Origin of the sequence: Brevibacillus laterosporus LMG 15441 (assembly GCF_000219535.2) — a bacterium.
Lineage (GTDB): Bacteria > Bacillota > Bacilli > Brevibacillales > Brevibacillaceae > Brevibacillus_B > Brevibacillus_B halotolerans.
On sequence record NZ_CP007806.1, the window covers coordinates 2458226 to 2473874 of the forward strand.

Annotated in this window: 14 protein-coding genes; 12 read left to right on the top strand and 2 right to left on the bottom strand. The window is 37.1% G+C overall.

From position 1 onward, the window contains the following. Positions 1-29 precede the first annotated feature (29 nt). From BRLA_RS11250 to BRLA_RS11300, 11 genes are all read left to right on the top strand, one after another. Positions 30-1361: an alkaline phosphatase family protein gene (locus BRLA_RS11250; RefSeq protein WP_041752569.1), complete on the top strand. Its 1332-nt coding sequence runs from the start codon at positions 30-32 to the stop codon at positions 1359-1361. Further along, a complete protein-coding gene (locus tag BRLA_RS11255; RefSeq protein WP_003337536.1) occupies positions 1358-2542 on the top strand; it encodes an inositol-3-phosphate synthase in 1185 nt (394 codons plus the stop codon). The genes BRLA_RS11250 and BRLA_RS11255 overlap by 4 nt, the downstream gene beginning before the upstream one ends. Positions 2543-2706: 164 nt before the next feature. Then, positions 2707-3126, top strand: a complete 420-nt coding sequence (locus BRLA_RS11260) for a hypothetical protein (RefSeq protein ID WP_003337537.1) — start codon at positions 2707-2709, stop codon at positions 3124-3126. A 219-nt stretch (positions 3127-3345) separates the two neighbouring features. Further along, positions 3346-3537, top strand: coding sequence for a hypothetical protein (locus BRLA_RS11265; protein WP_003337538.1), 192 nt, complete (start codon positions 3346-3348; stop codon positions 3535-3537). 145 nt (positions 3538-3682) lie between these two features. Further along, positions 3683-4234, top strand: coding sequence for a PdaC/SigV domain-containing protein (locus BRLA_RS11270; protein WP_003337539.1), 552 nt, complete (start codon positions 3683-3685; stop codon positions 4232-4234). Positions 4235-4652: 418 nt separating this feature from the next. Then, a complete protein-coding gene (locus BRLA_RS11275; protein ID WP_003337541.1) occupies positions 4653-5477 on the top strand; it encodes an AraC family ligand binding domain-containing protein in 825 nt (274 codons plus the stop codon). A gap of 24 nt (positions 5478-5501) precedes the next feature. Continuing rightward, complete coding sequence (locus BRLA_RS11280) at positions 5502-6407, top strand: DMT family transporter (RefSeq protein ID WP_003337542.1); 906 nt, start codon at positions 5502-5504, stop codon at positions 6405-6407. Beyond that, a complete protein-coding gene (locus tag BRLA_RS22785) occupies positions 6404-6946 on the top strand; it encodes an ATPase, T2SS/T4P/T4SS family (RefSeq protein ID WP_003337543.1) in 543 nt (180 codons plus the stop codon). The genes BRLA_RS11280 and BRLA_RS22785 overlap by 4 nt, the downstream gene beginning before the upstream one ends. A gap of 127 nt (positions 6947-7073) precedes the next feature. After that, entirely contained in the window at positions 7074-7640 is a 567-nt protein-coding gene (locus BRLA_RS11290; protein ID WP_003337544.1) for a hypothetical protein, read from the top strand. Positions 7641-7687: 47 nt separating this feature from the next. Next, positions 7688-8581, top strand: coding sequence for a type II secretion system F family protein (locus BRLA_RS11295; protein WP_003337545.1), 894 nt, complete (start codon positions 7688-7690; stop codon positions 8579-8581). Between the two features lie 172 nt (positions 8582-8753). Continuing rightward, a complete protein-coding gene (locus BRLA_RS11300; protein WP_003337546.1) occupies positions 8754-9437 on the top strand; it encodes a hypothetical protein in 684 nt (227 codons plus the stop codon). A gap of 570 nt (positions 9438-10007) precedes the next feature. On the opposite strand, the gene BRLA_RS11305 is transcribed toward BRLA_RS11300, so the two are convergent. Beyond that, positions 10008-10613 (bottom strand): TetR/AcrR family transcriptional regulator, encoded by a 606-nt coding sequence (locus BRLA_RS11305; protein ID WP_003337550.1) that lies wholly within the window; start codon positions 10611-10613, stop codon positions 10008-10010. 174 nt (positions 10614-10787) lie between these two features. Between BRLA_RS11305 and BRLA_RS11310 the strand changes: the two genes are divergently transcribed. Then, the gene (locus tag BRLA_RS11310) at positions 10788-12242 is read left to right on the top strand and encodes an MDR family MFS transporter (RefSeq protein ID WP_003337551.1); all 1455 of its coding nucleotides are present in this window, start codon (positions 10788-10790) and stop codon (positions 12240-12242) included. Between the two features lie 1498 nt (positions 12243-13740). Here the strand turns inward: BRLA_RS11310 and BRLA_RS11325 are convergent. Next, a complete protein-coding gene (locus BRLA_RS11325; RefSeq protein ID WP_003337554.1) occupies positions 13741-15417 on the bottom strand; it encodes a multicopper oxidase family protein in 1677 nt (558 codons plus the stop codon). Positions 15418-15649: the final 232 nt, after the last annotated feature.

Here is a 15649-nt window from a genome sequence, read left to right on the forward strand (position 1 = left end):
AAAGGATGGTATCTTTGGAGAAAAAAAACGTGGTTGTATTAGATATTATCAGTTTAACAACAGAACATCTGAACGATGCTGAATTAACTCCGAATATTCGAAAATTATTAGAAAGTGGGCAACACGCAAGAATTAAGCCTGTATTTCCCGCTGTAACTGGATCAATACAGGCTACTTATATCACTGGAATTCCGCCAGCTGAACATGGAGTTATTTGTAACGGACTCCCCAATTTGGATACTAAAGAGATTACAATGTGGAATCAGACGATGGTTCCAATTCAAGGCGAAAAAATCTGGGAGAAGCTGAAGAAAGAAGACCCGACAGCTGAAACGGCAGTGCTATTTTGGCAGTTCAGCAAGCTGAGCACAGCGGACTATGTAGTTACACCTGCCCCTATCCATCTCGATAAAAAAATGATTTTGTGGTGTGATTCGAAGCCGAGGGACTTATACGGGAAATTGAGGGAGAAATATGGGGAATTTGATCTGAAATATTTCTGGGGTCCACTCTCTTCTGTCAAGTCCAGTGAATGGATCTTAGATGCAGCAATAGATGTTTTAGAAGAATACAAACCAAGATTATCACTTGTATATTTACCCAATATCGATTATAACGCGCAAAGGTTCGGACCTGAAAGTGAAGCAGCAAGGAGATCGATTAAAGAAATTGATAATTTGATTGGAAACTTTATCGGGCAACTGGAAGAGCGCGGATTGAGGGAGCACACACGTCTTGTTATTTTGTCAGAATATAACTTTAAGTCAGTTAATAGACCTATCCTTATCAATCAAACGCTGAATAAAGAGGGCTATGTGGCTATCAAGCATGTTGAAAATATGGATTTTCTCGATTTAGAGATGTCGAGAGCCTTTACTTTAGCAGACCATCAATTGGCCCACGTGTATATTCAAGACCCACATGATATTGGGGCAGTTAAAGCAATTCTCGAAAAAATCCCAGGTATAGCCGAGGTATGGGGAGAAGAGGAGAAACGAGCTCATAAGATTGATCATAAGCTTTCGGGTCAGTTAGTTGCAATTGCAGAACCCGACAGTTGGTTTGTGTACTACTGGTGGCTAAACAACGAACAGGCACCAGAATTTGCATACAATGTGGATATTCATAGGAAGCCCGGTTATGATCCAGTTGAGCTGTTTGTAAATCCAAAAACATTCCAAATCCCACTAGAACCGGAGCGAATCAAAGGATCTCACGGTTTACCGCCAAAGGACGAAGGTGACTATGTATCACTTGTAGTAACAGGGAAAGATTTTGAACTTCCAGAAACATTAGAAGCGACCGAAGTCCATGACTTATTGTTACAACTTTCCAGAAAAAAAGAAGAGGTGAAAAAGTGACATATCAAACGGGTGTGTTATTTGTGGGGATGCTAGGGGCAGTTGCAACAACAACGATTTCCGGACTCTTTGCAGTCAATCAAAATCTAGCCCCATTAAGGGGAGTTATTTCTTCAGAGAAGGAATTTGAGACGCTGCAGCTAACTCCGCTTGACCAGATTGCTTTTGGTGGATGGGATATACAAAAAGATTCATTGATAGAAGCGGTAAAAAGACATGGCATCATTCAGGAACCTATTTTGCAGAAGATTGAAATGAATCTCAATGATGTTCCTGTTTGGCAAGCGCCACTGGCTAATGTGAATGATTTTGTCAAAGGAGTATATAAATTGAAAGGAGAGCCTGAGACTTTAGAGAGTGCAGTGGATAAGATCCAAGAAGACATCGAGGCATTTAGGAAAAAATATGATCTTGAGAGAATTGTTGTGATAAACACCGCTTCAACAGAAGAAAAAACAAAAACTCATTCATTATATCAATCATTAAAAGCATTTGAGACCGGGTTAAAGGAAAATTCACCGGATATTCGACCAGGTATGCTTTATGCTTATGCAGCAATGAAGGCAAAATGTGCTTATGTGAACTTTACGCCGAGTGTGACATCTGAGATACCGGCGCTGCAAAAGCTTGCAGAAACTCAGGGTGTCCCGACAGCAGGGAAAGATGGAAGGACAGGACAGACTTTATATAAACATGTTTTAGGGAAAATGTTCAAACAGCGAGGGTTGAATATTGTTGGTTGGTACAGCACGAATATCCTAGGGAATCAGGATGGTGCAATTTTGGATCATCCGAGGCATTCTTCAACAAAGATTGATTCAAAGTCCATTGGATTAGAACGTATATTAGGGTACAGTCATTTTGATCATAAAGTTAGGATTGATTACTTTCCTGTTCGAGGAGATAGAAAAGAAGCATGGGATACGGTTGACTTTGAAGGGTGGTTAGGTGAGAGGATGACAATGAAAATCAATTGGCTAGGCATTGATTCTATTTTAGCTGCTCCCCTTATAATTGACCTTTCCCGGTTTATGGATCATGCACTTCAGAAGGGGAAGACAGGAATAATGGAACATCTATCACTTTTCTTTAAATCCCCAATTGGAACAGATGAATATGCCCTTGATCAACAATACCAAATGTTATTGAAGTATGTGAAACATTTTGAATACAATGCTTAATCTCCTTGGTGGCCTTGACTATTTTGGAAGTCACAGCAAATAAGCTGTTTTCATTCATCCGTACTCATCTCCTATAAGTTCATTGTAAGAACTTAACCGACAAAACATCCAATACTCTTTGCAAAGGATATTCCTTTAGATGAAGGGCATGGGAAATACCGTAAATGGAAGGTGAATTTCCATTTCGTTTGGAATATGAAATTAAAGGGAAACAGAGTGTTATTCAAGATACTTTACTATGTGAATATGATGGTATTGGAATTAACGAGGGACAGGGTAAATATCGGGAATGGAAGAAGCATTTAGCCAGCGGAAAACAACAACTATTGTTGTTGAAGATTGATGATTCGAAAGAAATATATTATGATCCGGGTCCTGCTCAATATTATATGGATGATATGAATGAAGGAGTAACGTATATACATGGTTTTCCTAATGCAAGATATTTCGAAAAATATGAGGATGGAAGCACCATGGATGGTATTATACCTGCAGATGAATTACTTACTAAATACAATATTAAATTGATAAGTTGGGATTATACCCAACCAATAAAAAATAATTTTTCAACAACAAAAAAATAAGAGACGATATAGAATGTAACCACAATACGGCTAATCATCGTGTTGTGGTTCTTGTTTATTGATAGGTGCTTTCCGCCTTTGCATCACTTGCAACAAACCGTTCAGAAAAATGGATAGATTCGAACTTAACATTGATATTTTAGGAAATATCCATTTAGTATCCCAATACCTATACCTTGACCTCATTTACCCGAGGTAGATTGAAAGGAGTGTTTGAAAATGAATTTTGATACAACTGTACAAAAAATGGTAAGAAATCGACTACAGGATATTGGTTTCTTGACGGACAAAAAATATACTGATACAGATTCATGGAGATTTTCTCCCCAACATTTAAACAAATTATGTAAAAAAACGATGAAGGATTTCTGGTGGATACCTGTTAAGAATGTGGCTAGTGTAGAAGCCTGACGGATTGGTTACGTGCAAGAAGGACGGAGTCTTACATGATGTATGTGTCCAATATTTTTTGTAATACTTTTGTAAATACTTTCTTGTTGTGAATCTTTATATTTAAAGATATAAGAAGAAAATTTACGAGAGGAATGGCAAAGAGTTGAAAAAAAATCGAGTAATTATAGTAGGAACACTTTTGGGAATTATAACAAGTAGCATAGGAGTTGCGTATGCAGTATCCTTAACTCCTAATTCCATTTCAACTCCTGCAAATCAGGTAAAGAAAGTAGATAGTGTAACAATAGATTCCAAAAATATAAGGTCAGAGAATAATTTGTTACGTATTGATTTGAGGATTCCCCTTGTATATGGGCTCAAGGACAAGCATTTTGAAACAGAGTTAAACATTCGTCTTCTGGGGAATGCAATGAAATACAAAAGTAATATCGAAGACGAGATGAACCAACAATCCAAAGAAGGAAAGAATATCGGTCCAGAAGCTTTTTCAGGCGAGCTGATTATTGATCATCAGATTGCATCAACGGGTGATATTGTCTCTTTTGCTATGGAGACCTCCAAGTTTACTGGGGGAGCGAATGCTGAAAATTTTGTAGATACATATAACGTAAACACACTCCTATCTTATCAATTTCTCAGGAAGTCAATCAACGCTGTAACGTTAAAGGAGGATGACCTGACCAGATGTAGCTAATTTTTGACTTAGAAGTTGGGGTACGATCCGCTGTAAAAATTGCTCAACTGTTAGATATTGTGCTCGATACTTACGTTCTTGTTTAGAAAGCCCAATGGTACTTGAAAATAGACAACACTGAAGTTCCTTTGTCAAATGCGCTATCCTTCCTAGAAGCGCATTTTATGTTTTAGGAATATTGGTTACTCCTAGCTAGATAACAATGTGCTCAGACCCCACAAAGAAAAACTAAAACATTCATTACAAAGATTCCAAAAACTGCTATAGGTGTTTCGATGATACTTCTTATTAAAATAATAATTGTTAAGGCGTCAGTCTTTATAATCGTTATGCCAATTTTATTTAGTCAATATCATACAATAGAAGTTGAAAAATATATGCTACACTTACTTTCATAATAGTGAAAAGAGGTGTTCATATGATACAGGAAGAAAGAACAGTTTGCTTTGATCATGATTTACAAATTGAAGCCTATCATTTTCACGGAATCATGCAAAAATTCCCAAATCACTTCCATGAATATTATGTAATTGGGTATATAGAAAGTGGTCAAAGACGATTATCTTGCAAAAACAAAGAGTATGTTATAGGTAAAGGTGATCTAATATTTTTTAATCCTCTAGATAACCATGCTTGTGAACAGATTGACAACAAAACTTTACATTATCGTTGTTTGAATATTAAGCCTGAAGTTATGCGAAAAGTGACAAAAGAGATTGACGGAAAAGATTATCTTCCTCATTTCACGAATCCAGTAGCTTATCGAAGTGAACATACGATTTTATTGCATAATCTTCATCAGATGATTATGAACAAATCATCCAATTTTAAGAAGGAAGAAACGTTTTATTTCCTTATTGAACAATTAATTGAGGAATATGCCAAGACACCCAAAGAAAAAGAAGATGGAACGAACGAACAAAAAATCAGAAATATATGTGATTATCTGGAAGAACATTATAAAGAGCGTATTTCCTTAGATGATTTAGCAAGAATTTCAAATATGAATAAATATTCTTTGTTGCGTTCATTTACTCGATTTCGAGGAATTACCCCGTATCGGTATCTGCAAACAATACGTATCAATGAAGCAAAAAAACTATTGGAACAAGGAGTAAAGCCGCTAGACGCCGCCCTAAAAAGCGGTTTTGTAGATCAAAGCCATTTTAGCCATTTCTTCATGGAGTTTATCGGACTGACACCTGGACAATACCAAAATATTTTTATTGAACATGTTAAATAATTAACTACAGGAAAGGATTAGAGAATGAAAAACAAAAATACTGCTGGTCATTTATCAGCACTAATCACCATTTTGATTTGGGGTATAACATTTGTTTCTACAAAAACTTTATTAAATAACTTTTCTCCTATCGATATCCTATTTTTTCGTTTTGTAATAGGTTTTATGGTGTTAATAGTTGTATACCCATACCGGCTAAAAGTAACTAATAAAAAACATGAACTCACTTTTGCATGTGCTGGCTTATGTGGTGTCACTTTGTATTACCTTATAGAAAACATTGCCCTAACTTTTACAATGGCTTCTAATGTAGGAATAATAAGTTCCATTGTCCCATTTTTTACAGTTATTCTGTCATATCTGTTTTTAAAAGAGGAGCCATTACGGATCAATTTTTTCATTGGATTTGTTATTGCAATTACGGGTATCTCTCTCATCAGCCTTAACGGAACTTCCAATTTCCAGCTAAACCCATTGGGAGATTTATTAGCAGTACTGGCTACTCTAATTTGGGCTATTTATTCTGTATTGACTAGAAAAATCAGTAGTTACGGATATCATACGATTCAAACAACAAGAAGGATGTTTTTTTATGGAATTTTATTTATGCTCCCTGCTTTATTTTTGTTTAACTTTCAATTGAAACTGGAACGTTTTACAAATCCTGTTTCCTTATTCAATATATTATTCTTAGGTCTTGGTGCTTCTGCTCTTTGTTTTATAACATGGAATTATGCCGTTAAAGTGTTAGGGGTTGTTAAAACTAGTGTCTATATTTACGTAGTACCTATCGTTACATTAGTTACCTCTATCATTGTTTTACATGAACAAATAACATATCTGACTTCCTTTGGGACCATTCTTACATTAGCTGGACTTTTTATTTCAGAAAGTAAAATTAATTTAAAGAAAAAGCGAACTAGCAAATGAATAAAAAGTGCGTAATGGTAATTTATGCCGAATCTCCTATTGGATTGATTGCCAATACATCGGCTGTACTTGCTTTAACATTAGGGGATAAAATAGAGGGAATCATTGGATCAAGTGTAGTTGATGGTGAAGGGCATTCTCAGAAGGAATTACAAATACACCTAATCCCAATACAGCGGAACTTTGACTTAGCGTTTTTAACGAAAACAGCATTAAGACAAAAACCTGATTACATGATTTATGGTGAGGTTCGTGATAAAGCTGCTTATGATATGTTAAACGGTGCAAATACGGGACATAAGGTTTGGTCGACACTACATGCTCGTTCAGCTGAAAAGGCCGTTCAACGATTAGTAAACATGGTTTTCAAAGAGATTATCGAACTTATTGATTTTGAAAACGGAAAACCTATCTATAACACTCTCTTTAAATTTGTTGTTGAGGGGAAAAATCCCGATGGGACTATCCGTGGAAGACATTATAGAGTAGGGAAACTATCGCAGGACCGTGCGGAATTTCTAGTGGATGAATTTGCTTAGACGTTTCACTCAAAATCCTGAAGAGGCTCCAAAAATCAACTTTGGATTAGACAACTATTCCAAAAAGCAAACTTAATAAATGTTGACCGCTTTTCAGTTTAAAATAGTAGTAAAAGGAGCTATCCAAGTGAAGTTTTCAAAAGAAGAACTAGAAACAATCATAGATGGTAATCCAGTTGGCAGCTTTCATCCCTATAATTTGTACGAGTATGATTATGATCAAACCGATAAGTATATTAAGAGTGTAGTCGAATCGATACAAAAAATTAAGGGTTTATCTTTTGAAGTAGATTTTGATAGTCATGGAAGTGGATATGCATCATATGTAAGCGTATTTTGCTGGAAGAATGAGGAGAGTTTAGCACGACAAGCGGGTGGCCTCCGATATTATACCGGGATTAGGTTGTATATTTGTAGATTAGCACCAGTTGCAGTGTTCGGAAAAGGTCAAATCTCAATACATAGAAGTAATATAGGTCATGATTTTCTTACCATTAATCAAATCTATGAGATACCTGAAGGAAATTGGAAGAACGAAGTAGAGAATATTGTAAGGATACTAAAGGATTATTCTTATGAATTGTTAGATAAGGATTACTTGAAAGAAACACTTTGCTTTGAAGCCTATATTCCAACAATTTTAGTAGATAAGCCATACAAAGTTTACGATGCGCTCTTTTATTGGGAAGACTAGGGGGAGTTAAGACGATTCTTGATAATTGGAAGGGAGAACATTTTATTTTGATCTATTTCATTATAGGTACATTCCTACTTTTCTTGGTATTTACTGAAATAGCCAATCGATTAAAAAAGAAGCCATTATCTATCCTTATTTCTCAGAGAGAAGAGTCAGAAAGGCATATAAGTGCCGAAGAAAAGAAGAAAAAGATAAACAGCAGTTTTTCTGTAAGAGCGCAACGCGTAAATTGGCAGATTTCTAAGGGTTATCAACAGGGATGGTTTATCATAGGAACCATATCCGGATCTGTCGGATATGCGATATGTAGTAATGTTCTCGTTTTACTTGCAGGAATTACATTGGGAATTATGATTCCCTATATACTTCTTCGATCTAAAGAAGAAAAATTTGCAGACGAGCTTCCACTTAGAGCGGAACAAGCAATAAATGCAATTGAACAACAGATGCAAGCAGATATTCCTATCTTTCATGCTATAAAGGCAGCCATTCCATTTATGCAATCTCCTCTTAAAGAAGAGTATCAGAAAGCTATTAATAAGGTCGAGCAGGCAAGTATCCCATTAAAAAAAGCTTTGGAAGATATCCCACATCGATTAGATATTAATCAATTGGAGTATTTTCATATGATTGTTGAGATAGCTGAAGAAACGGAAGAAAAGGCAAGGGACATCGTTCGGGATGCTTCGGATATGCTAAGAAGGCAGCAAAAGCACACTGTACGATATCATAGAGAAGTTAATGGATCTAAAAAAGAAAGTTTGTATATGTTCTATCTCATTGTGGTAATGGTTGCTTCATTACACTTCATGTTGCCCGATAATAATCCAATGGCCGGGGGACCCATTCAAATGATTATGAATGTCGTTGTCATAGGAATCACCGGTTGGACAACCTGGACATATAGAAAGAAGCTACAAGCTAAAAATCTATTTTAATACTGATTTTTCTTGAAAAACTAACAAAATTATTATACAATATACGGTAATTGAATGAAATTTCTCATGGGTGCGTAGGCACAGTGAGGTCCAACCATAATTTCTACGGTATTGCTTTTTTAGCAAATTGGACTCACTGTGCTTTTTTGATTTCTAAAAAGGGGGAGAAGAAGTGAGCATAAATATTGGGGCTCTTTCTATTGCAACAGGAGCTGCTTTTTTTTGGGCCTTTTATCAAATTTACAATCCCACTTCTAAAAAACCAGCTAGTAATGATTTTATAAAATCAGAGTCGATGGCTAACAAAGAACGGGAGATTATATCAAAATCATCTGTTCACAAAATATTTTACCCGTTATATCAACGAATACAGCAAATAAATCCATTATCAAAAAATTCATATGAGCAGTTAAAATTTGAGTTAGAAAAGTCCGGGGAATTTAATACAAGGCCAGAAGATATACAGATCGCGCAAATTGCTAATGCCTGTATTTACCCACTTTTCTTTTTAATTTTGTCTTTGTTTATTGCTGGGAACTATAAACCATTTTTTATTAGTTTTGGAGTTTTGGCAGGCTACTACATGTATCGAGCACCTATAAGAAATTTAAAACAAAAAAAAGCAAAGTTTGAGGAAAATAAAATACAGGACTTCACTCGTTTTGTCACGATCTATTTAATGCAGTCTTCCGGTAACAAAACAGTCTATGATGCTTTAACTGATGTAAACCCGTCCTCTTTTCTTTTAAACCCATGCTTTGTTGCAAATGATTTAATTTCTCTATTTCATAGCACTTTCCAACTCAATGATCTCATATCCATCTGCAACCAAACAAGAGAAAACAGGGGGAAATGAGAAAAGTGGCTAAGAAAACTACTCAAGAAACTAAAAGGCTTTTCTAGAAGCTTACTGAAGAAGCTCGCCATGAGTTTGAAGTTGAGAAAGCAGAACAAGCGGCGGCACCAGCTGCCAATCCTATTTGGCTCTTTCGATTTCCTGTAACACCGCCAATTTCTCTTGCGCACTCCATTTTTTATGCATGAAAAAACTCCCCTTAGAGCAGCAGATTTTATTATTTCACCTGTCTACTTTAAGGAAGCTTATCATCCTTCCTCACTGTTTTCAATAAACTATCCTTCAAATCATTGGAAAGATAGTTTTTCGGACGGTCTTTTACCTATTACATACAGTAATCTATTCCTGTAAGCTCCTTCAAAGCAGGTTCGCCTTCCCGCCAAAATGGGTTATTTGGGTAGCCGAGCCTACGCAAATGAGCAGGAGGTATTGCGGAAGTTCAAAAAATGGGATTCGAATTGTAAAAGAGAAAGCAGGTAAAGAAGAACTATTCGTGATCTGGACACACCGTGGAATTATGGATCTTCCCTGGATTTAGGGAGACTCTGAGAGCTTTATGTGGGATTGGATTTAGAAATTAAAATTCAGGTGTGCCGATCCGAGGCGTGAGATTTGTGAAAATAATATGGTCAATTCTGTTGGTGACAGGTCGAGATCTCGCTGTATCCAGAAGTGAATGGTTCCCACATAGGCAGAGGCAAGGTAGGCAAATAAATATTGCTGTTTGACGGGGATCTCACTCAAGTTTTCGGTTTTGAAATAGCGATATGAACCATGAAACTGCTCACGTATTAATTGGGTCAATCGAGATCCGAAGGACGTGTCTCCATTTGGTCTCATGAATACCTGAAAGAATCGTTTGTGTTCAACCACGTATTCAAAGGGGCGAACATAGCCATAAGGTGGCGGGGGACCAAAAGGCTCTTTCCGATCGATGTCGTGACCAAGCTTTTTAATTATTGAATAGAAGCCTTCCAGTATTTCGTTCTTAAATTGTTCAACAAAATCTTGTATATCCTGATAATGCAAATAAAAGGTGCCCCTGTTCAAACCAGCTCTATCGGTCAGTTCTTTTACGGTAATGTTGTCTATACCGTTTTCTAACGCCAGATCAAGAAACACTTCGCGTAACAGTTGACGAGTCCTGAGAATTCGGCGATCAATTCTATTTGTCATATTATTTTCCTCCAAAATTTCAGTAACTTACTGATCATTTTTCTAGTTGCCGTTGATTAATGAACACAAGGATAGCGGATGAACATTGGATATCCGAGTCAATCAATTATAATTTTATTATCAATGTTAATCAACACCTTGTTCATTATATCAATATGAATTGGAGAGAGGTACATGTTTAAAAGAGACGCATCTGCTGCAACTTCAAATATGAATACTGTAGTTACGTTAAATCGTAAATCGTTTATTTATGCCATGATTGCAATTATTCCTGGCATGATGATGGTTATGCTCAATAGTACAGCGATGAATGTAGCTATTCCAAGCCTGACACAGGATTTTCAGGTTTCATTTGAGACATTACAGTGGGTCATCAACGGTTATATGCTGGCGATGGCAGCTACCGTTCCAATATCAGGGTGGTTTTCTGACAGAATTGGCGCAGGCCGGGCTTATTTAATGACGATTATGTTATTTATCTTTGGTTCACTGCTATGCTCGATGGCACAAAATTCGGAACAGCTTATCGCTTTCCGTATCATTCAGGGACTGGGTGGGGGGATGGTTCAGCCGATTGGCATGGCAATGATTTATAGGCTGGCGCCTCCAGACAAAAAAGGACAGATTATGGGGATGATTGGTATACCTATGCTGATTGCACCAGCAACAGGACCGATTTTATCCGGTTGGTTTCTTGAGGCTATGGGTTGGCAATGGATCTTTCTGATCAATCTTCCGATCGGAACGATTGCTGTTTGGCTTGGCTTGCGCCATCTGTGTAAACATGTACATCTTCAAAAAACTCACAATAAACAGCAGCCGTTTGATCGACTTGGGGCTATGTTAGCACCAACAGCTTTTGTACTTCTTGCTTTGAGTATAAATCAGCATAGTACCAATAAGTGGGGATCCATTCTGATGGGGGGGACAGGAACTTTATTGCTGATTTGGTTGTGTATCCATGAGCTCCGTCATGAAAACCCTATTCTAGAATTAAGGGCATTTCGTGCCTATCGCTTTCGCAGGGGCATGATTGTCAGTACAATTCAATATGCAGCTCTAAATGGATCGCTAGTATTTATTCCGATATTTTTGCAAAAATATCGTTCTTACAGCCCTTTCGATGCGGGAATAATTATGAGCATGCTTGCTATAACCTCTGGTTTGTTGATGCCAGTAGGTGGGAAAATATACGACCGCTTCGGGATCCGGCTATTAGCTTGCTCTGGTATGGGAACGATTGCTGTGGCTTTATTACTACTTTCCCGGATAAGTGACATAACACATTATCTACAAATTGCAGGAATAGTCGGTTTGCTTGGGATTGGAATGGGATTATGCATGATGTCATTAAACACATATATTCTACAATCAGCTCCGGCTTCGATGATCAGTAGAATCACACCTTTAACTGCAGCAGGAGCTAATCTAATCATACCGGTGGCGATTGCCTGCTTGAGTAACTTTCAAGCAATGCGTACCTTTAGTCATACAGTAAATGAATATAAGGATAATCCGGTTGCTGCTGAAATGATTGCTTATTCTGACACCTTTTTACTGACAGCATGCTTTGCTTTAGGCGGAGCATTTGTCAGTCTGCTGTTGAAGCCACCTCAAGATCCTACCTAACGAGTCACTATTATGACCATTAGGGATGGAAACATTATGAATCGATTGAAAAATGGAAAAGGAAACAAAAGCAGATATGATTCTACCATATTAGTTACGTGTATGACGAAGTTGCTCCATATACAGTTTCTGAAAGTAGTCCTTATTTAGGGCAGTCTATTTTGCAATATTATAAAAATAAGGATTGGATATTGAAAAAACTAAATTCGGACATGCCGGTTGTTCACGTTCGTAACAAGGAAAATAAAATATTTTCTTATGCACCTGTTCTTCTTAAAAAAGAATGTTCGTTATATAGTTTTCATCTGAAGCAGCAAATGCTTGAAACGGTGTTAAAATGGTTTGACTAACTAAGCTGAGTAAAAGTACAAATGTAAGTAATCTAAAATTCACTTTCCAAATCCCGCCAATTTAATAGTTCCGTTATATTATAAGATCGTTAACAATTAATGTAAATAAAAGGATAATAAAGTAATTCATATAATCGTAAAATATTGATTTGGTGGACCAATCTTTTTAACTGATTTTGGTCTGTTTGATTGCACAAGATTACCTTATAAACAACCGGATTAAGTCTAAAATTATCTTTGTCAATTTTGGATGATTCTATATCCAATTTGGTTAAAATCGTTTACTAAATTACACCTATTTACTTCTTGAAATGGTCTAGATTAGAGACCTTAACATTTATAATTTGATTCTAGAATTTTCATAGATCGTATTGTCTTTTTTGTTTTTTTCAAGATGTAAGATCATAAAACTATAAATGCTAGAGGAGGATATTTTTTATGAGTGAACAACATATTTTTTGGACGAGTGATCCTTTAGACTTTGTAAAACAAGCAAAAAAGAGCAAAGAGATATTACAAGCAGTAGTTTAGAAAATTGAATCAAAAGATATCCCTTTAAGACTAGAAGGAGAAACGAAAATTGAACGAAGAGAAATTGTTCACTTAGACCTTGGTGGTGTTAAGGCGACTTGCTCAGATGAAGGGTTTTCTGAACATGATTTTATTTCATTGAAGGGATTCGTTAGGCATACCGATAACGTTATTGTTTTAGATGTAATTCAAGGTGATTCTCCAGATGAATTTATTGTAATTGTTTCTCGGAAAAAAGCAGAAACCATTCTAGCTGAATTTATTACCTCATTCCAAACTACGAAGAAGGGAGGAATGAGGTTTTTTACTACAATAAACAACTGGAGGATTTATTTTGGAATCATTGAATTGGTTGGATCAATTGGAACCCTCGAACGAGGCAGAATGGTTAGTATCGGAACTAAAGCAGGGTGGAAATGTAGATCAAAACTACCTTTTTTTAAACTTAATCTCTAAAAATCTGCGTTATTTCATTTACCAAATTAAAAACGAAACTTTTGTGATGGAATCTATAGGATTGATGCTCTTCACTAGAAAAATCAACGATATAAAAAAGCCCCCTCTGATACAGGTTATGATATTTCACCTGTCTATCTGGAGGGGAGCATATATTTTTTTTATTTTTTAGGGTTGCGTTCTTTACATTTACAGTTTTCATCGTCCTCATGACAACATTGGGTGAATGAATCGTCCCGGCATACACCTCGAATAGGGATGCATGGATCAAAATCGTGGTTTTTGAGTACTTCGTATGGTCGCATCATATCATGATCTTCATGTTCAAGGATATGGCAATGCCAAACATAAGTTCCGGTAAACGGCCCAAAACGTGCAATGATACGGGTAACTTCACCAGGGTTTGCACGTACCGTATCTTTCCAACCCATTTCATTCGGATCAGGTTCCTTTGCTTTTCCTACATCAATGATATTCCCATTTTCATCCACGGTAATTGGTGCTCGATTGAGAATCTGGAATTGAATCAGATGCAAATGAATCGGATGGGTATCAGGGGTTACATTATAAAGTTCCCAAATTTCGATTGTTCCATTATATGGTGTTTCTGTAATTAAATCGAACCACCTCATGTTATTGAGTAAGAGCAACGGTCGTCCAAATTGATCGGTACTTTCAACTAAAAAGTTTTTTCGGACAGTTATAGCATCTTTAGGATCAAGTTTCTCCAAGCAACTTAGTCTTTTGGGAACTTTACTGTTATCCTTCTTGAACCCTTTTTGTTTAACGCGAAATTCCATAATTTGCGAAATGTCTGGTGACGGAGGAGTTCCATCAGGAAAAGGTGCTGGTGCATCATTTGTCAGTATGATATTCTCCCCTTTATGTCTGGAGAAATCGATGATTACATCTGCTCGTTCTGCCGGAGCCAGTATAATTTCAGAAATCGGTACAGGTTTTTTCAATAACCCACCATCCGTACCGATTTGGATGAAATCTTGACCTGAACTCAATCGCATACGGTAAAAACGGGAATTGGAACCATTGAGGATTCGAAATCGGTATTTTCGCGGTTGGACTTCAAGATAGGGCCACACTTTTCCATTGACGAGAATCGTATTTCCGAAAAATTCCGGAACAACCGATGGATTCGGGAGGTCTGGATCGGTTGGAGGAGGTGGCTGTGGTGCAGGTGGTGGTTCTTGGCCGGGCTGGGATGGATAGAAGAGCTGACCGTCAGGATAGAAGGAACGATCCTGGATCACTAAGGGAATTTCATATTTTCCTCGCGGGAGATTCAGTTTTTCCTCTTTCTGATCTCGAATAAGATAAAACCCTGCTAACCCGGCATACACATTTAATCGAGTGATCCCAAGGGCATGATCATGATACCAGAGAGTAGTCGGACGCTGACAATTCGGATAGTAGTAAACTTCATGCAAGAATTTGCTGCCGACGTTTTCGTAGTTTTTGGTAAACCAGGCTTCTGGATATCCGTCATTTTCCGGGCGAACACGCCCCCCATGCAAGTGGGTCACCGTTCTGACAGAAGGTTGACTAGGATCGGCACCATGAACGGTCGTATCTACTGGCAGAAGGTGTTGATAAGGTAGTTTATTTTCCCACTTCACAAGAATGGGACGATTCCTGCGAACATTAAATGTCGGACCTGGGTACATATCGTTATAGCCCCAAACGGTAGTCGGCGGTAGATCTCGATGTAGTTTTTGTTGGATTTGCCTCATCTTTACCTCATAAAAAGGTATGCCATCACGTTTACCTTTTGGTTCAATAACAGGAGGAATAGGTAATGCATCTACAAATTTCTTTAGAGACACTTCGTTCTCACTCCTTTAAACCAATTTAATATTGTTTTAGCTTGTTTATATTATGAGGGAATATATAAATAGGATTTGGCTAATGGTAGGGGGCCCACTAACATTTCGCAAAAATATATGTTAGCCCCGAACATATCCGATTTGGCGTTTTTTATACTCTGAGCTGGTCTGGAATATACCATTTAAGAATGGACAAGAATGGACAAGAATGGGCAATCTAGTACCAAAAATC

Excerpts from the sequence above, each read along its gene's own strand:
- BRLA_RS11260 (WP_003337537.1), top strand. The coding sequence starts at position 2,707 with ATGGAAGGTGAATTTCCATTTCGTTTGGAATATGAAATTAAAGGGAAA.
- BRLA_RS11265 (WP_003337538.1), top strand. The coding sequence starts at position 3,346 with ATGAATTTTGATACAACTGTACAAAAAATGGTAAGAAATCGACTACAG.
- BRLA_RS11275 (WP_003337541.1), top strand. The coding sequence starts at position 4,653 with ATGATACAGGAAGAAAGAACAGTTTGCTTTGATCATGATTTACAAATT.
- BRLA_RS11280 (WP_003337542.1), top strand. The coding sequence starts at position 5,502 with ATGAAAAACAAAAATACTGCTGGTCATTTATCAGCACTAATCACCATT.
- BRLA_RS22785 (WP_003337543.1), top strand. The coding sequence starts at position 6,404 with ATGAATAAAAAGTGCGTAATGGTAATTTATGCCGAATCTCCTATTGGA.
- BRLA_RS11305 (WP_003337550.1), bottom strand. The coding sequence starts at position 10,613 with ATGACAAATAGAATTGATCGCCGAATTCTCAGGACTCGTCAACTGTTA.
- BRLA_RS11310 (WP_003337551.1), top strand. The coding sequence starts at position 10,788 with ATGTTTAAAAGAGACGCATCTGCTGCAACTTCAAATATGAATACTGTA.